Below are 17,973 nucleotides of genomic sequence, written 5' to 3'. Positions count from 1 at the left end.
TCAAAACTGCTCCGCCTTCCCGGACTCGACGAGCGGATGCACGCCTTTGCGCACGCCCGGCACCTCGCCGCACAACCTCGGGGTGGGGAACACCTTGCCCGGGTTCGCCAGCCCGCGGGGGTCGAACGCGCACCGGACGAGCTGCATGGTGTCCAGGTCGTCCTCGCTGAACATCCTCGGCATGTATCGGGATTTGTCCACCCCGACTCCGTGCTCGCCCGTGATGGAGCCGCCGTGCTCGATGCACAGGTCCAGGATCGCGCCCGAGACCACCTCGGCCCGCTCGCCCGCCCCCGGCTCCCCGTCGTCGAACAGCACCAGCGGGTGCAGGTTGCCGTCCCCGGCGTGGAAGACGTTGGCCACCCTGATCCCGTGCTCCTGCGAGAGCCGGTCGATGGCGGCCAGCACGGCGGGCAGCGACGTACGCGGGACCACGCCGTCCTGCACGATGTAGGCCGGGCTGATGCGCCCGACGGCGGCGAACGCGGACTTGCGGCCCTTCCAGATCGCCGCCCGCTCGTCCGGCCCGGCCGCCACCCGCAGCTCGAACGCCCCCGAGCAGATCTCCCGGAGCTGCGCGAACTGCCGCTCCACCTCGGCCGCCGGCCCGTCGAGCTCGACGATCAGCACGGCCCCGGCGCCCTCGGGATAGGAGCAGGCCACCGCCGCCTCGGCCGCCGCGATGGCCAGCGCGTCCATCATCTCGATCGCGGCCGGCACGATGCCGGCCCCGATGATCGCCGAGACCGCCTGCCCGCCCTGCTCGATGCTCTCGAACGCGGCCAGCACCGTGGTCACGGCCTCGGGCGCGCGGCTGAGCCGTACCGTGATCTTGGTGGCGATGCCCAGCGTGCCCTCCGAGCCGATGAACACCCCGAGCAGGTCGTAGCCCGGGTCCATGCGGTCGAGCGTGACCAGGTCGCCGTCGGGGGTGACGATCTCGCAGGCCTCGACGTGGTTGACGGTGAAACCGTATTTGAGGCAGTGGGCGCCGCCGGAGTTCTCCGCCACGTTGCCGCCGATCGAGCAGACCTGCTGGCTGGAGGGGTCGGGGGCGTAGTAGTAGCCGCGGTCGCGGACGGCCTCGGTGATCGCCAGGTTCGTGACGCCGGGCTCCACGACCGCCCGGCGGTCGTCCAGGTCGACCTCCAGGATCGCGCGCATCTTGGAGGTGACGATCAGCACGCCGTCCTCGCGGGGGAGCGCGCCCCCCGACAGGCCCGTGCCCGACCCCCGGGCCACGAAGGGCACGCCGAAGTCGTTGCACAGGCGTACCACGCGGGCGACCTGCTCGGCCGTGTTCGGCAGCACGACCACGGCGGGGGTCGCCCGGTGGTAGGTGAGGCCGTCGCACTCGTAGGTGCGCAGGCGTACCGGATCGGTGATCACCGAGTCGTGGGGCAGCAGCGACCGCAGGGCTGCTATCAGCGTTTCCATCACCGATCCCCCTTTCTTATGGCATTTGAGCATAGGCCGGAAGCGTCAGGAACTCCGCGAAGTCGTCGTCCAGCGCCACCTCCTTGAACAACGCCGTCGCCTGCCCGAACAACTCCTCGTCGTAGGCGGGCTCCTGGGCGATCTTGGCCAGCTCCTCGGAGATGATCCGCTCGACCAGCTCCTTCGTCACCTGCGCGCCCGTGTCCTTCAGCCTGATGTCGTTGTGGATCCACTGCCAGATCTGCGAGCGCGAGATCTCGGCGGTGGCGGCGTCCTCCATGAGGTTGTGGATGGCCACCGCGCCCAGCCCGCCCATCCAGGCGGCCAGGTAGCGCAGCGCCACGTCCACGTTGTTGCGCAGCCCCGACTCGGTGATCCCGCCCGGCGTCTCGGAGACCGCCAGCAGGTCGGCGGCGGACACGCTGACGTCCTCGCGCAGCCGGTCGAGCTGGTGGGGCCGCGAGCCCAGCACCCCGTCGAACACCTCGCGGCAGATCGGCACCAGGTCCGGGTGCGCCACCCACGACCCGTCGAACCCGTCGCCCGACTCGCGCGTCTTGTCCGCCCGCACCTTCTCCAGCGCCACCGCGTTCACCTCGGGATCCCGGCGCGACGGGATGAACGCCGCCATCCCGCCGATCGCGTGCGCGCCGCGCTTGTGGCACGTGCGCACGAGCAGCTCGGTGTACGCGCGCATGAACGGGGCGGTCATCGTCACCGCGTTCCGCTCCGGCAGCAGGAACTCGCGGCCCCGGGTGCGGAACTTCTTGATCACGCTGAACAGGTAGTCCCAGCGGCCCGCGTTGAGCCCCGCCGAGTGGTCGCGCAGCTCGTAGAGGATCTCCTCCATCTCGAACGCCGCCGGGTACGTCTCGATGAGCACGGTCGCCCTGATGCTGCCGTGGGGGATGCCGAGCAGCTCCTGAGCCCTGGTGAACACGTCGTTCCAGAGCCGGGCCTCCAGGTGGGACTCGATCTTGGGCAGGTAGAAGTACGGGCCCTTGCCCTTGTCGAGCTGCCGCTGGGCGCAGTGGAAGAAGTAGAGCCCGAAGTCGAACAGCGACCCCGAGACCGGCTGCCCGTCCACCTGGGCGTGCTTCTCGTCCAGGTGCCAGCCGCGCGGGCGCACCACGACGGTGGCCAGCTCGGCGTCGGGCCTGAGCGCGTACGCCTTGCCGCCGGACTCGAAGTCGATCGTACGGTCGAGCGCGTCGCGCAGGTTGAGGTGGCCGGACACGCAGTTTTCCCACAGGGGGGAGTTGGCGTCCTCGAAGTCGGCCAGCCACACCTTGGCACCGGAGTTGAGGGCGTTGATGGTCATCTTCTTGTCGACCGGGCCGGTGATCTCGACGCGGCGGTCCTCCAGACCGGGCGCCGGGGGCGCGACCTGCCAGTCGGCCTCCCTGACCTCCTTGGTCTCCGGCAGGAAGTCGAGCATGCCGCCCGCCGACAGCTCCGCCTGGCGCGTCTGGCGGGCGTCAAGCAGCTCCAGCCGCCTGGCGCCGAACTCCCGCTGGAGAGCCGCCACGAAGTCGAGCGCCTCCGGCGTGAGGATCTCGTCGAACCGGTCGAGCATCGGGCCGGTGATCTCCATGGGTCCTCATCTTTCCGCATCCTGGAAAACGACTTCTGGATTGTGGAAGTTAAGCTACCCCCCTGACATAGGCGGGTCAAAGGTTGGGGTTACCTCGGGGGCGCCTAGGGGGTGTTCCGGATGTCGGTCGAGGGCGCTTCACGGCAGGATTTCCAGCATGAAGACGATGGCGATCGCGGGCGGCCTGCTGGCCTCCGCCGTGCTGCTGACCGGATGCGGGCTCGCGAGCGTGGCCGGTCCGGGGAGCGAGGAGACGGCCTCGTACCAGGTGACGGAGAAGGTCACCAAGCTCCAGCTCAAGAGCAACTCCGGCGACGCCGTGATCACGGAGACGGACGGTTCCGCGGTGCGCGTCGTCGAGACACTGCGCTGGCGCGGCGGCGACAAGCCCAAGCCGGAGCACAAGGTCGAGGGTGACGCGCTGTTCCTCACGTACAGCTGCCCCTCGGACTGGGGGAGCTGCGGCGTCGACTACAAGATCGAGATCCCCAAGGGGCTGCACGTCGACCTGGACAGCGGCTCGGGCAACCTCACGCTCAGGAGCCTGACCGGGCCGATCGACGTGCACGTGGGCTCGGGCGACGTGGACGCCGCGGACCTGCGGGGCAAGAAGGTGATCGCCGACGCGGGGTCGGGGAACATCGACCTCAAGTACGCCGCCGCGCCGGAAAGCGCCGAGCTGAAGACGGGATCGGGGGATATCACGCTGAATGTTCCCGATGGTGCTTATGACGTGAAAACGGATGTTGGATCCGGCGACGCCAACGTTTCGGTCAAGAACGACGGCGCCTCACCGAACAAGATCTCGCTCACCGCGGGTTCCGGTGACATCACCGTGTCGCCTGCTTGACAGGGACGTGAGGTACCTGGATAACCAGGTGATTGCGCCGGGGATGTCATGCCACCATCGTGGGAAGACATCGAGGTGTCCAGACGTTCCCTAATAGAGATGACACGAATGCACGAATACACCGCGCTCGACGAGTTCGAGACCGGCGACATGGACCTCGAGGAGCGCCAGGCGCTGCGGCGCGTGGCGGGCCTCTCCACCGAACTCCAGGATGTCTCCGAGGTCGAGTACCGGCAGTTGCGGCTCGAGCGGGTCGTCCTTGTCGGCGTCTGGACCTCCGGCACCTCGGAGGACGCCGAAAACTCCCTCCTGGAGCTCAAGCTCCTGGCCGAGACGGCTGGGTCGCAGGTGCTCGACGGGCTCATCCAGCGCCGCCAGAAGCCCGACCCGGCAACCTACATCGGCTCGGGCAAGGCCCTGGAGCTGCGTGACGTGGTCGAGTCCACCGGGGCCGACACCGTGATCTGCGACGGCGAGCTGGCCCCCGGGCAGCTCCGCCAGCTCGAGGAGACGGTCAAGGTCAAGGTCATCGACCGCACCGCGCTGATTCTCGACATCTTCGCCCAGCACGCCAAGAGCCGAGAGGGCAAGGCCCAGGTCGAGCTGGCTCAGCTCTCCTACCTGCTGCCGCGCCTGCGCGGCTGGGGTGGCAACCTGTCCCGGCAGGTCGGCGGTCGCGCCGCCGGCGGTGTCGGCATCGGTGGCCGCGGCCCCGGTGAGACCAAGATCGAGCTGGACCGCCGGCGCATCCGCGAGCGGATGTCGAAGCTGCGCCGGCAGATCAGCGGCATGTCCACCTCGCGCGACACCATGCGCTACCAGCGCCAGCGCCGCGAGGTGCCGGCCGTGGCGATCGCCGGTTACACCAACGCCGGCAAGTCCTCGCTGCTCAACCGCATCACCGGTGCGGGCGTGCTGGTGGAGGACGCGCTGTTCGCCACCCTCGACCCGACCGTGCGCCGCGCGCGCACGCCGGAGGGCAGGCTGTTCACGATCGCCGACACCGTCGGCTTCGTCCGGCACCTGCCGCACCAGCTCGTCGAGGCCTTCCGTTCCACGCTGGAGGAGGTCGCCGACGCCGACCTGATCCTGCACGTGGTGGACGGCTCGCACCCCGACCCCGAGGGGCAGCTCGCGGCGGTGCGCGAGGTGTTCGCCGACATCGAGGGCGCTCCCGACGTGCCCGAGATCGTGGTGATCAACAAGGCCGACGCGGCCGACCAGGAGGTGCTCGACCGGATCGCCAGGCGCGAGCGCGACAGCATCGTGGTCTCGGCGCGCACGGGCAAGGGCATTCCCGAGCTGCTGAGGCTCATCGAGGAGCGGCTGCCGCGGCTGGACCACGAGGTCCATCTGCTGGTGCCGTACGACAGGGGTGACCTGATCTCGCGGGCCCACAAGGAGGGCGAGGTGCTCTCGGTGGACCACGTGGAGGACGGCACGATCCTGCACGCCAGGGTGCTTCCGAGCCTGTCCCAGGAGCTGCTGCGCGTGGGCAAGCCGGTGGAGCGCGTCTCCTAGCCCTTTCTTCGCTGTCCGGCATGGTTGGGCAGCTCTCGCCGCAAAGCGCGCAGAGCTGCCCAAAAGCGGCAGTGGTCCCCGAACCCTGGGATTGCTAGGATTGGCCAGACCTAACGTTGGTCTGGTCTTTGGTTTGGGTTCTGGTTTCAATGCTGACTGCAGGTGGTCGAGTCGTCAGCGGGGGTCATGGGGGCAAGGTAGGGCTGCGTGACGCGTGGGATGAGTGGTCTTTCTTCCGAATAACCCTGTACAGCAGCCCAACATGTGAAATAACGTAACTGAACTGAAATCGCCGGATCATGCGTCCGGCGATACGGTCACCGCACTGATGCGGATGAGAGCAGGAGACCCCCCATGTCGTCCGGACCCGGAGCGGACTCAGTGGGCGCGGCCCAGGCCGTGCGCTGGGCTCTGCGCATGCCCTGGGGGTCGTGCTGGGTGGTGATGCGGTGACCGTTCGGCTCCTTACCAACATCGGCCGCCTCTGGACCGGCAACGAGGTCCTCAGCAACGCCGCCATCCTGGTGCACAACGACCGCATCGCGTGGGTCGGGCGCGCGCCCGACCTGCCGCAGAGCGTTCCCGGAGTCGTCGACGACATCGTCGACGTCGACCACGTCGAAAACCTGGGCGGCGCTCTCGTCACGCCCGGGCTCATCGACGCCCACACGCACCCCGTCTACGCCGGCAACCGCTACGCCGAGCTGGCCATCCGCACCGGCGGCTCCACCTCCGCCTCCATCACCGCGGCGGGCGGCGGCGTGGGCTCCACCGTCACCGTGACCCGCGGCACCGACCCGTGGACGCTCTGCAACGGCGTGCGCGAGCGGCTGCGCGGCTGGCTGCTCAGCGGCACCACCACCGTCGAGGCCAAGACCGGCTACCACCTCACCCGCGACGGCGAGCTCGCCGACGTGCGGCTCCTTCGCGAGCTGGAGAAGGAGCCGATGATGCCGCGGGTGCACGTCACGTTCCTGGCCGCGCACGTGGTGCCGCCCGAATACTTCGGCAGGCAGCGCGAATACGTCGAGGCCGTGGGCGCCTGGTGCGCCGACGCGGCCGCGGCGGGCGCCGACAGCGTCGACGTCTACTGCGACGAGGGCCACTTCACCACCGAGGAGTCCCGCTGGGTCCTCGCCTCCGGCCGCAATGTCGGCCTGCTGCCGCGCATCCACGCCGGCACCTACAGCCGCCGCGGCGCCGTCCAGCTGGCCGCCGAGCTCGGCTGCGCGTCGGCTGACGGCCTCCACCACATGTCCGACGAGGACATCGCGATCATGTCGCGCTACGGCGTGCCCGCCGTCGTCTGCCCGGCCACCGCCCTCCAGCGCGGCCACCTCCCGCCGGTCCGCCAGATGATCAAGCACGGCGTCCAGATCGCCCTCGGCAGCGACCACAACCCCGGCTACTGCGGCATCACCTCGATGTCCCTGGTGATCGCCATGGCGGTGTCGGCGTTCGGGATGAGCGTCAACGACGCGCTCCGCGCGGCCACCCTCGGCGGCGCCACGGTGCTGGGCGCGCCGGACCGCGGGGTCCTGGCTCCGGGGCGGCTGGCGGACATCGTGCAGTGGGACGCCGACCACGAGGGCGCCTTCGCCTGGTCGTTCGGACTCAAGCCGCGTCGGGTATGGCGGGGTGGGACGCCCGTTCAGTAGTTAATCTCGGGTTATGTCGCCGTTGGTCGCTGTTGTCACGGATTCAACCGCTTACCTGGGGTCTGTGGATGGTGTGGCCGTGGTTCCCGTACAGGTGATCGCACGACCACCCGCTGATGCCGGCACCTCCCGGCCCACCACCACGTCACCCGGCACCACGTTACCCGGCACCACGTCACCCGCCGCCATCGCTCCCGTCATCACCACTCCCTCAGCCTCCGCCCCTTCTCTTCCCGCCGCGCCAGCGCCTCCGGCAACCGCTGGGCGCGCCCCCTCGATCCGGTCCGCAACCCCTCCGGGCCCGGCGAACCTCGGCCCGACACGGCCATCCAACGTGACGACCCCCTCGCAGACGGTCCATGCGGCCACATCGGGGCGGCCCACAGGCGGCGGTGTGTCGTTCGACGAGGGCTCCTTCACCGGAGACTTCGCCTCGGCCACCACCTCGCGCCCATCGCCGACCCGCTTCGCCGCGTGCTATTCGGACCTGGCCGCCGCCGGAGCCACGGCGATCGTCTCGATCCACGTATCAGGTGAACTTTCGGGCACGATCGAATCCGCCCGGGCCGCCGCCCGCGACGCCCCCGTACCGGTGGAAGTGATCGACAGCCGCTCGATCGCGATGGGCCTGGGCTATCCGGTCCTGGCCGCCGCCCGTACCGCCGCGAGCGGGGCCTCCCTGGAGGCGGTGACGGCGGCCGCCCGCCGCTGCATGGAGGCCACGCGCACGTTCTTCTACGTGGACACCCTCGACTACCTCCGCCGCAGCGGCCGCATCGGCGCCGCCGCCTCCCTCGTCGGCTCGGCCCTCATGATCAAGCCCCTGCTCCACGTCGTGGACGGCCGCATCTCCCTCCTGGAAAAGGTCCGTACCGCCGCCCGCGCCATCGCCCGCCTGGAGGACCTCGCGGTGCGGGCAGCGGGGGACGGCCCTGTCGAGGTGGCGGTGCAGCATCTTGGCGCGAGGGAACGGGCCGAGGCGCTGGCGGAGCGGCTGCCGAAGCGGATCTCCGGGCTGGTGGACCTGCGGGTGGTGGAGGTGGGGGCGGTGATCGGCGTACACGTGGGGCCGGGCATGCTCGGCCTGACCGTCACGTCATGCGACCATTAGCCACCCTGCCGGTTCGCGTGACCATGCACCCTCTGCCATAAGTCCCATGACCGCCCTGTCGGCCACGTATCGAACGGGACACCCCACCACCCCCTACCGGCCGGCAAGCCGCGACCATCGCCATCCCAGACGCGTCGCCCCCTCCCACAACCCCCCTGTCCCTTGCCCTGAGCGCCCGCTCCCACCGCCGTCCACAGCCATGTCCCCCACTCCTACCGCTATCCCCAGAACGCCGCTCGGGTCCTCTCCAGCTGGCTCCCAGGCCATACCGTCGCCTGCGTGCGAACCCCCGATCCGTCGGCAGAGCGGGCCATAGCCGAATCCCGGCTACGGTCGATCACGGCCCCTGCCCGCCGCCCCCGCCGTCTCCTGGGCCGCCCGCCGTGGGCCACGGGAAGCGGACCCGGAGCCCGGAGGGAAACCCACCACTCAGCCCCCACGGAGAACTGGCAGGAGGGAGCTTCCGCCTCGACACCCCCAACCTCCCTGCGAAACGGGACGAAGTGGATCGACCCCTCCACCGCCACGCACACCACAACCAACAACGACAACATCTCCCAGGACCCCCCGCCCACACCCCAGCCCCCGTCCAGGCCCGCCCCCATCCCGCTACCAGCCTCGGTCAAAAGACTCCACAAGATCCTCAGCTCCCAGAGCCCCGCCCTCGACCCAGGCAGGCCAGGCATACGCGTCCTACTCGCCGTAGGCGGTCTCGCCACGGCCGTAGCAGCCTTCTTCGTCTGGCGATCGCAACCCTCCCCCCAACCCCTCCCACCACCCACCCCGATCGCCTCGATCACGCCTTTGACCCCGTCCCCCACCACCGCCAAGGTGACCGTCCACGTAGCCGGCAAGATCCGCGAACCAGGCGTCTACCTCCTCCCCTCAGGATCCCGGGTGGCGGACGCCGTGACCGCCGCCGGAGGGGTGTCCCGAGGAGCCTCCACGGGACAACTCAACCTGGCCAGACGCCTGATCGACGGCGAGCAGATAGTCGTGGGCGCCACCCAGGGCCAGGCGGTGGCCGGTTCTCCCGCAGCTGACCCGGCCACCGCCATCCTCGACCTCAACACCGCCACCGCCGACCAACTGGAGCAGCTTCCGGGCGTGGGAGAGGTCCTGGCAGCACGCATCATCGAATTCCGCACCAGCCGCGGCGGCTTCACCACCGTCGACCAACTCCGCGAGGTCAGCGGTATCGGCTCAAGAAGGTTCGAAGAGATCAAACCAAAGGTCCGGGTCTGACATGCCCGGCCCGCCCATCGAACCCACCGGCCCAGCACGTACCGACAACGCCCACGAGCTCTCCGGCGATCAACCCCACGAAGGGCACCACCCGCACGACCACACCCCCACAGCCAACCCCAGCCCGGGCCCGCACCTCGGCGCTGCCCCTACCCCCTGTCCCGACGCTGCCCCCACCCCCCGCCCTGACGCTGCCCCCGCCCCATGCCCTGACGCCGTCCCCGCCCCATGCCCTGACGTTGGCTGCGCACCCTGTCATGACCCCGCCTCCGACTCGGGCCATGCCGCTGGATTCCGCCTCGACCCCAGTGCTGGCCCCTCCTCGGATCCGGACTCGGATCCCGCCTCGAGCGCGCGCGACCACGCTTGGCCCCTCACCCTCCCCGCTCTAGCAGCCTGGGCCAGCGCTCTCACCCTCCTCGCATGCCCAGCCAGCACCGGCATGATCGTCGCCGCTTCCGCCGTCCTCGGCGCAGCAGCGACCGCCTGGTTCACTCGCGCAGCGGTCGATCACACCGAGCGTCATAACGCCGACCCCACCAAACGGCAGGACGCCGACCGCACCAATCGCCAGCACGCCGACCGCACCGAATGCCGTGACGCTTACCGCACCGAATGTCGGGCCGCTGCTCCCACCAGCTTGGGCGCCGAACGGACCGGCTGGCGCGGGGCCAGGCAGAGGTCATGGCGGAACATCGCCATAGCCACACTCATCTGCGCAGCCGCGGCCGCAGCCTCGGTCGCCCTCCGAATCCACGCCATCACCACGGGCCCAGCAGCAGAACTCGCAGCCCAGAACGCATTCATCACCGCCCAGATCGCGCTGACCGACGACCCCAAGCGCAGACCCAAGGGAAACGGACGCTTCAACCAAGAAAGCTACGTGATCTCCGCAGACCTAAAGATCATCCAGACGTCCACGACCAGAGAAGCCATCAACGTTCCCATCACTGTCTTCGCCACCGGCCGAGCCTGGAACACCCTCCTGCCGACCCAACACGTCGAGGTCACCGGCCGCCTGGCGCAACCGACCCCTGGCACCCTGGTAGCCGCCACGCTGCTCGTCCGAGAGCCACCACGAGTCCTGACACCCCCATCCAGCCTCCAGACCGCAGCGGGAACCCTCAGATCGGGCCTGCGATCCGCCGCCGACGTGCTGCCACCCGACCAGCGCGGCCTCCTCCCCGGCCTGGTAGTCGGTGACGTGTCCCGCATGGACCCCCAGGTGACCTCCGACCTCAGAGAAGCCGGCCTGAGCCACCTGAACGCCGTAAGCGGCGCCAATCTGGCGATCGTCGCGGGTGCGACCCTCGCACTCTCCCGCCTGATCGGCCTCTCCCTCCCCGTGAGAGCCGTGTTCGCCGCCGTCGCGATGCTCGCGTTCACCGTGGTCGCGCGCCCTTCCCCGAGCGTCCTGCGAGCTCTTCTGATGGGCCTGGCAGCAGCCATCGCCATGGGCACAGGCCGCTCGAAGGACGGCTTCGCGGCCCTGTCAGCGACGGTCCTCTTCCTGGTGCTGTTCGCCCCCGAACTTGCCCGTTCCTACGGTTTCGCCCTCTCGGTCGCCGCGACAGCAGGCATCCTCCTCCTCGCACCGCGCTGGCGAGACAAGCTGTCAGGCTCGAAAGACGAGGCCGCCCCATCGGAAGCACCTGGCACCGAACCTCACCAACACCGGGACGGCGGCCCTGAACCGCTCGATGCCTCGGCTTTGGGCCGTGCTCAGTCTTCGGATGGTGCCTCGACCCCCGGATTCGGCCCTGTGCCAGTCCGTAGCCCGGTTCCGGTCGGCGCCACCGCCCCAGCGGATGGCGCAGCCCCACCCCGTGGTACGGTCCCACCCCGTGGTACGGCCCCAGTGCGTGGCGCAGTCCTAGCCCGTGGTGAGGCCCTAGCCCGTGGTGAGGCCCCGGCCCGTGGTGAGGCCTCCGCCCGAGGTGAGGCCTCAGCCGGTGGTGTGGCCCCGCCCCGTGGTGCCTCGGCCCAGAGACCGGCCTCGGTTGGGAACTCGGCCTCGGACAAGCCGACGTACCGGCTACCCCGCTGGGTGGCCGAGGCAGTGGCTGTGCCGGCGGCAGCGCAGGTCGCCGTGACCCCTGTGCTGGTCCTGATGTCGGGACAGCTGACGCCCGTCGCGGTGATCGGCAACCTGCTGGTCGCACCGGCAGTCGCGCCCGCGACGCTGCTCGGCTTCGGCGCCGCTCTGGTGGCACCCCTGTGGCCTGATGGTGCGCGGCTGCTCGTGATCCCGGCCGGTTACGCGGTCGGTTGGATCGTCACGGTGGCCCGGTGGGCGGTGAACCTTCCGTTCGCCACCGTGCCTTGGCCTGCTGGACTGCCTGGGCTGGGCCTGCTCCTGCTCGCGGTGGCCGTGGCGATCCCGATCCTGCGACGCCGGGCCTGGCGCGTCATCGCAGCGACAGCGGCCGGTGCCGCCCTGGTGGCGGTGCTGGTGGTCCGGCCCATCGCCGGTCCATGGCCTCCCAAGGGCTGGCTCATGGTGATGTGCGACGTGGGGCAGGGAGACGGCCTGGTGGTCTCGGCCGGACCGGGGCGAGGCGTCGTGGTCGACACGGGACCTGACCCGGTCGCCATGGATCGGTGCCTGCGAAGACTCGGTGTGGAGGACGTACCGTTGCTCGTTCTCACCCATCCCCATGCGGACCACGTGGATGGCCTGCCGGGTGTTCTCCGTAACAGGCGCGTTGGCGCGGTGGTCGTCAGCCCGCTGCGTGCCGGTGACAGGGCCGGTTCACGTGTCTCAGCCACGCTGGCGCATCGCCGGATACCCGAATGGACGGCCTCACCGGGGACGCGCTGGAGGTTCGGGCCGTCGGAACTGACCGTCTTGGCCCCGGATCCCGCTCATGGCGAGATGAACGGATATGGCGAGGGCAGCGCGATCAACAACTTGAGCGTGGTCATGCACGTACGCTGGCGATCCGGATCGATCCTGCTCGGCGGCGATCTGGAAACGGAGGCGCAGGAGGAACTGCTGCGCGGGCTCGCCGTACGGGCTGACATCCTCAAGACTCCGCACCACGGGTCGAACCGGCAGTCTCCGGCCTTCCTGGCGTCGCTTGGTGCGCGAGCCGCGTTGATCAGTGTGGGAGCCGACAACGACTACGGTCATCCCGCCATGTCCACACTCGGGCTTCTGCGGCGGCTCGGGCTCACCGTCTACCGCACCGATCAGTCGGGGGACCTGGCGGTGGTGGAGGCGGGGGACGGGCGGATGGCGGTGGTCCCGCGCGGGCCGTAGCAGCAGCACCGGCCGCCGGGAGGTGAGGCACTAGCGGTACATGTCACCAGGTCCTCGTCGGCGGGGCGGCGGGTAGCCCTGGAGCAGGGCCGCAACGTCGCCGGGAGGTGGGGAGCGGTACGGGTCGCTAGGAGGTGGGTGAGCGCGGTGCGGGTCGCTGGGTGGCGGTGGTACGGAGGTCGGTCAGGGCGGTGGTGGCGGTGGCGGTGGTACGGAGCCCGGCCAGGGCGGCGGTGGCCCGAGGAAGTTGGAGGCGGACTCCGACGCCCGCTTGGGCAGCGAGCTGGAGTGCGTCGGCGAGTGGGTTGCCGGCCCGGTGGGAGCGCGGCATGGCCGCTCACCCCACAAGCGCCCTGCCTGCTTGTGCACCATGAGGCGTTGCTCATCGTCGCATTGCGCCGCATTGAGCTTGTCCGACGACCTTGCTTTGGCCGTTCTCGCGGGTATCTTCAGCCTTACGATCATGGTTGTCGCGGCGGGCGTTCGGTCTCCTGCTCAATCCGCATTCTCGCCCGGGGAGCGGCTTGGTCTGGGGAAGCGGCGCGGTCCCGCGGCCGGCGTGGTTCCGAGAAGCGGCGTGGCCCTAGGGAGCGGTGTGGTTCCGGGATGTGGCGTGGTATCGGGGAACGGCTCGTGCTTGGGCCTGGCGTGGTTCCGGGGAGTTGGGCACTTCTGGCGGGCAGCGAGGTCCCGGGGACCGGCGCGGTTCCACCGAAACGACGCCGTTCTAGGGGCGGCGCGGTTTGGCGGAACGATGCTGTTCCGCGTACCGACGTTGTCCCGTGTAGCGACGTCGACCCGTCCGCCGTCGCCGAGTTGAGTGCCCGTCGACCTTCCAGGAGCACCGTATGACCTCAGAACCGATCTTCCGCAGGGTGGGCCGGCCGGTGGACGGTGTGCCCAACATCGTCGCCATCGTCCTGGACGACACGGGTTTCGCCCAGCTCGGCTGTTTCGGCTCTGACATCGCCACCCCCAACATGGACTGGCTGGCTGCCGGAGGGCTGCGTTACAACCGGTTCCACGTGACCGCTCTTTGCTCGCCGTCCCGCGCCTCGTTCCTGACCGGACGTAATCACCACGCGGTCGGCATGGGTTTCCTCACCGACATCCCGCTGGATCACCCGGGATACACCGCCCGCATCCCGCGGTCGGCGGCGACCCTGCCGCGGATCCTGCGTGACAACGGCTACTCCACCCTGGCCGTGGGCAAGTGGCATCTTACGCCGCGCTTCGAACGTTCGGCGGCCGGTCCGTTCAGTCACTGGCCGCTCGGCCTCGGGTTCGAGCGCTACTACGGTTTCCTGCAGGGCGACGCCAACCACTACGCCCCCAACCTCGTGGAGGACAACCACTACGTCGACCCGCCCGCCACCCCGGAAGAGAGCTACCACCTCACCGAGGACCTGACCGACCGCGCCATCCGTTACCTGAATGATCAGCAGCACGCAGCACCGGGCAAACCCTTTTTCCTCTACTTCGGCCTTGGCGCCCTGCACTCCCCGCACCATGTGACGCCCGAATGGGTCGAGCCGTACCGTGGCCGCTTCGACCAGGGATGGGAGGCCTGGCGGGAGGAGACCTTCCGACGCCAGGTCGACATGGGCGTCGTGCCCTCCGGCACCGCTCTCACGCCGCGCCCGGACTGGGTGCCTGCCTGGGAGGGGCTCAGCGCCGACCGACGTCGCATGTACGCCCGCCAGCAGGAGGTCTTCGCGGGTTTCCTCACCCACACCGATGCCCAGATCGGCCGCCTGCTCGACCATCTTGAAGAGACCGGACAACTCGACAACACGATCGTCGTGCTGTTCTCCGACAACGGGGCCAGCGCCGAAGGCGGCCTCGACGGCAGTGTCAACGAGCACCGGTTCTCCGCCGGCGTCCGCGAGTCCCTGGCGGACAACCTCGCCCACTACGACGACTGGGGCGGCCCCCGCACCTACAACCACTACGCGTGGGGGTGGGCGTGGGCCGGCAACACCCCGTTCCGGCTGTGGAAGCGCTACACCTGGCTCGGTGGGACGCGTACCCCGCTCATCGTCCACTGGCCGGCCGGGATCCGCGAGCATGGCGCGGTACGAGCGCCGGTCGTGCACGTCAACGACCTGTTACCGACGCTCCTGGATGCGATCGGCATCCAGGCGCCGGACGTCGTGGACGGGATCGACCAGCAGCAGATCGACGGGGCCAGCTTCCGTGCCACCTTCGACGACGCCGGGGCGGCCGCGCCGCGCGACACCCAGTACTTCGAGATGCTGGGCTCCCGCTCCCTCATCCACGGACGGTGGAAGGCCACCACCGACCACGTCTCCGCGGGCATCCTCGACGAGGAGGAACTGCTCACCGGGAGCCGCGCTTTTGAGGACGACCGCTGGGCGTTGTTCGATCTGTCAGCCGACTTCTCCGAATCCACCGACGTGGCCGGCGAGCATCCGGAGGTGGTCGCCGAACTCCGGCGGCTGTGGGACCGGGAGGCCGAGCGCAACCATGTTCTGCCGCTCTACGACAACCTCGTCGACCGTTTCGGCGCCCTCATCGGCCCGGTCTGGTCCGCGGGCGACGATCGTACGTTCCGCCCCGGCGCCTCTCCCATCTGCGACGAGTCCCTCCCCATGCTCTTCGGCGGCTTCCGATTCACCGCCGAGGTGGAGGCTGCCGACGTTCCCGACGGGGTCCTGTTCGCCCTGGGGGACTGGCACGGCGGTTTCGCCCTTTACGTCACCGAAGGACGCCTGGCCTTCACCTTTGCCCGCGCTGACGGACTGCTGGAGGTCGTCGCCGATCGGCCTGTGCCGCCCGGCCGCCACAGCCTGGCCATTGCCCACGCCACAGGCCCAGACCGCCCCGCCTTCCACCTGATCCAGGACGACGCTGTGGTGGGCACCCTGGCCTTCGACGGCTTGCTTCCCTTCGCCCTCCAGCATGGCGGCGCCGGTCTCCGCCTGGGCCACGACGCCGGCCTGCCCGTGTCCGACCGCTACCGCACCCCGTCGCCCTGGAACGGACGCCTCCTCTCCGTTCGCCTCCAGACGCCCGGCCCTTCGGTGCCCGACCCCCTCACCGACGCCAAAGCCGCCCTCCACGCCGACTGACCGATCCCGCAACCCGTAGTGGCTGGTCGGTGGGCGGCGGCCGGTGTTGGGCTCCGTACCTCAGAGCCCTCTGCGACCACGAGCCCAAGCGCATCATGGCGTCCTCGCTGCAGGCCGATCGAAAACGTCAGCCCGTGATCATAGTCTTGGCGACCATGGCCCCCATGCCGACCGTGTCGTACGACCTTCACGTCTCATACAGGCAGGCATACCTCGTCGACGGATACGAGGAAATCCCGGTCATGGAGGACCGTCCTGACGACGATCCTGTGCATCCCGTGGGGATCATCCGAGTGTCAGCGGAGGAGGGCAAGGCTCTCCTGATCACGGGCCTGTGCAGCGGTCCGGTCGGCTTCTCGGTGGTCGTGTCCGATGAGGACCCGGGAGCGGACACCGATGGGTACGAGGACATCGTAGAGATCAGCTACCGGGCCCAGTCGGAATGGCTCCGCATAGCCGAATGGTCAGGCGAAGGAGATCACCTGCTACCCAAGTTGTCCTCGGGACCGGGGTGGTATCGGCTGCGCTATCACGGCGTGAACATGGACGAGGGCAACAAAGTGAACATGTTGGCCCCGGAGGATGCCGTCGTCGACTGCTACCTGCTGCAGATCTGGCCGCAGCCTGAGTCCCCGCCGCATGTGGTCAAAAGCACGAGCCACCAGCTCGCCTACTGGCGCCGCGTCAAGTGACGTCCCGACCGACACTCTCGGCGGCCCACCGCCACGAATCCGAAAAGGGCCAGAGGGTGAGGTGGTGCGGTGCTTTCGGCCCGCGCCGGGGAGTTGCAAGACCACAATCGCATCGCACTGCCACCTTGAACGTCGTTCGGTGGCCCGAGCAATGATCGAAACCTGTGGATCGCCTCGATTGATGATTCGGGCGATCAGGCCCATCCTGGTGAGGGCGCGGCCGGGGAGCGATCGAGTACCAGGTTGTCGGCGGCGCATGGCATGCTGCCTGACATGGCGGGAACCGATCCAGCACCTGTGACCTTGATCCTCGGCGATGAGGAGCTGCTGGCCGACCGGGCAGTGAGTGGTGTCGTCGCGGCGGCGCGGGCGGCCGACCCCGGCTCGGATGTGCATGATCTTGTGGGGGGCAAGGTCACGACCGGTGAGCTCACGCAGCTCACCTCGCCTTCGCTCTTCGGGGATCGGTCTGTGGTGGTGATCCGGTCCGCCCAGGATCTGCCGAAGGACGTCATCACCGAGATCGTGGCCTATACCAAGCAGCCTTCCGACGACACCGTGATGGTGCTGTCCCATCCGGGTGGGGTGAAGGGGAAGGCGCTGGTCGATGGGGTGAAGAAGGCCGGGGCCAAGGTGATCACGGTCAACAAGGTCACCAAGGCCGGGGAGCGGCTCGACTTCATCAAGGGCGAGTTCAAGCGGGCGGGGCGGAACATCTCCGCCGACGCGGCCCAGGCGTTGCTCGACGCGGTGGGGAACGATCTGCGGGAGCTGGCGGCGGCGTGCAATCAGCTGGCGTTCGACAGCGAGGACAAGACGATCGGTGCGGCGTCGGTCGCTCGCTATCACAAGGGGCGGGCCGAGGTCACCGGCTTCAACGTGGCCGACTCGGCGATCGAGGGGCGGTTGGCCGATGCTCTGGAGCAGTTGCGGTGGGCTCTCGGCACCGGGGTCGCGCCCGTCCTGCTGGTGAGTGCGCTGGCCGGTGGGTTGCGGTCGCTGGCGAAGGTCGGCAGCGCGCCGCGCAACCTCCGAGGTGGGCAGCTGGCCAGCCATGTCGGCATGCCGCCGTGGAAGGTGGACCGGGTGAAGCGGCAGCTCAACGGCTGGGGGCCGGAAGGGCTGTCCAGGGCGATCCAGGCCGTGGCCAGCGCCGATGAGCAGGTCAAGGGCGGGGGAGCAGACCCGGCTTACGCGTTGGAGCACACGGTCCAGGTCATCGTGGCCAACCGAACAGGCCGGTAGCCGAACGATCGCCATTCAGGCCGTTCCGGCGGGCGTCGGGCCGGGCTGGGCTTAGCTTGCGATTTAAGCAGGTCCGGGCATCGGTGCAGGTGCGTCCAGATCGCGCCCGATGTTGTGGCATATCACCATGTAACGGGACGTACCGGAATGTGACTGCCGCGCTACGGCGTGTCGTGTCAGTCGGGAGCGGCCACCGCCTTCATCTTCGGTGTTGAGAAGACGCCGGAGAAGAGGGGTGGCCGCAGATGTTCACTATTGCAGGCGCG

General features: G+C 69.3%; 12 protein-coding genes. 9 read left to right on the top strand and 3 right to left on the bottom strand.

Translation table 11 applies throughout. The annotated features are described in order from the left end of the window. Together ACTWPW_RS09260 and aceB are read right to left on the bottom strand one after the other, a co-directional pair. A complete protein-coding gene (locus ACTWPW_RS09260) occupies positions 1-1,437 on the bottom strand; it encodes an FAD-linked oxidase C-terminal domain-containing protein (RefSeq protein ID WP_443168548.1) in 1,437 nt (478 codons plus the stop codon). 16 nt (positions 1,438-1,453) lie between these two features. After that, positions 1,454-3,031: a malate synthase A gene (gene aceB / locus ACTWPW_RS09255; protein WP_375115934.1), complete on the bottom strand. Its 1,578-nt coding sequence runs from the start codon at positions 3,029-3,031 to the stop codon at positions 1,454-1,456. Between the two features lie 157 nt (positions 3,032-3,188). On the opposite strand from aceB, the gene ACTWPW_RS09250 reads away from it, so the two are divergent. The 6 genes from ACTWPW_RS09250 (at position 3,189) to ACTWPW_RS09225 (ending at position 12,678) form a co-directional block, all read left to right on the top strand. Then, positions 3,189-3,881: a DUF4097 family beta strand repeat-containing protein gene (locus ACTWPW_RS09250; protein WP_443168444.1), complete on the top strand. Its 693-nt coding sequence runs from the start codon at positions 3,189-3,191 to the stop codon at positions 3,879-3,881. A 108-nt stretch (positions 3,882-3,989) separates the two neighbouring features. After that, entirely contained in the window at positions 3,990-5,402 is a 1,413-nt protein-coding gene (gene hflX, locus ACTWPW_RS09245; RefSeq protein WP_375115949.1) for a GTPase HflX, read from the top strand. A 449-nt stretch (positions 5,403-5,851) separates the two neighbouring features. Continuing rightward, a complete protein-coding gene (hutI, locus tag ACTWPW_RS09240) occupies positions 5,852-7,060 on the top strand; it encodes an imidazolonepropionase (protein ID WP_364133489.1) in 1,209 nt (402 codons plus the stop codon). 394 nt (positions 7,061-7,454) lie between these two features. Continuing rightward, positions 7,455-8,171, top strand: a complete 717-nt coding sequence (locus ACTWPW_RS09235; protein WP_443168443.1) for a DegV family protein — start codon at positions 7,455-7,457, stop codon at positions 8,169-8,171. An 831-nt stretch (positions 8,172-9,002) separates the two neighbouring features. Beyond that, a complete protein-coding gene (locus ACTWPW_RS09230; RefSeq protein ID WP_443168442.1) occupies positions 9,003-9,416 on the top strand; it encodes a helix-hairpin-helix domain-containing protein in 414 nt (137 codons plus the stop codon). Positions 9,417-9,858: 442 nt separating this feature from the next. Beyond that, complete coding sequence (locus ACTWPW_RS09225) at positions 9,859-12,678, top strand: ComEC/Rec2 family competence protein (protein WP_443168441.1); 2,820 nt, start codon at positions 9,859-9,861, stop codon at positions 12,676-12,678. 127 nt (positions 12,679-12,805) lie between these two features. On the opposite strand, the gene ACTWPW_RS09220 is transcribed toward ACTWPW_RS09225, so the two are convergent. After that, complete coding sequence (locus ACTWPW_RS09220) at positions 12,806-13,009, bottom strand: hypothetical protein (RefSeq protein ID WP_375119376.1); 204 nt, start codon at positions 13,007-13,009, stop codon at positions 12,806-12,808. A 517-nt stretch (positions 13,010-13,526) separates the two neighbouring features. Between ACTWPW_RS09220 and ACTWPW_RS09215 the strand changes: the two genes are divergently transcribed. The 3 genes from ACTWPW_RS09215 (at position 13,527) to holA (ending at position 17,707) form a co-directional block, all read left to right on the top strand. After that, entirely contained in the window at positions 13,527-15,770 is a 2,244-nt protein-coding gene (locus tag ACTWPW_RS09215) for an arylsulfatase (protein WP_443168440.1), read from the top strand. A 164-nt stretch (positions 15,771-15,934) separates the two neighbouring features. After that, complete coding sequence (locus ACTWPW_RS09210; RefSeq protein ID WP_443168439.1) at positions 15,935-16,462, top strand: hypothetical protein; 528 nt, start codon at positions 15,935-15,937, stop codon at positions 16,460-16,462. 261 nt (positions 16,463-16,723) lie between these two features. Beyond that, positions 16,724-17,707 carry a DNA polymerase III subunit delta gene (holA, locus tag ACTWPW_RS09205; RefSeq protein WP_375119377.1) on the top strand — a complete coding sequence of 328 codons (984 nt, stop codon included), beginning with the start codon at positions 16,724-16,726 and terminating at the stop codon, positions 17,705-17,707. Positions 17,708-17,973 lie beyond the last annotated feature (266 nt).

This window comes from Nonomuraea sp. KM90, assembly GCF_052246675.1.
Lineage (GTDB): Bacteria > Actinomycetota > Actinomycetes > Streptosporangiales > Streptosporangiaceae > Nonomuraea.
The sequence above is the reverse complement of the archived record's forward strand: the minus strand, read 5'-3'. Positions and strand labels throughout refer to the sequence as shown.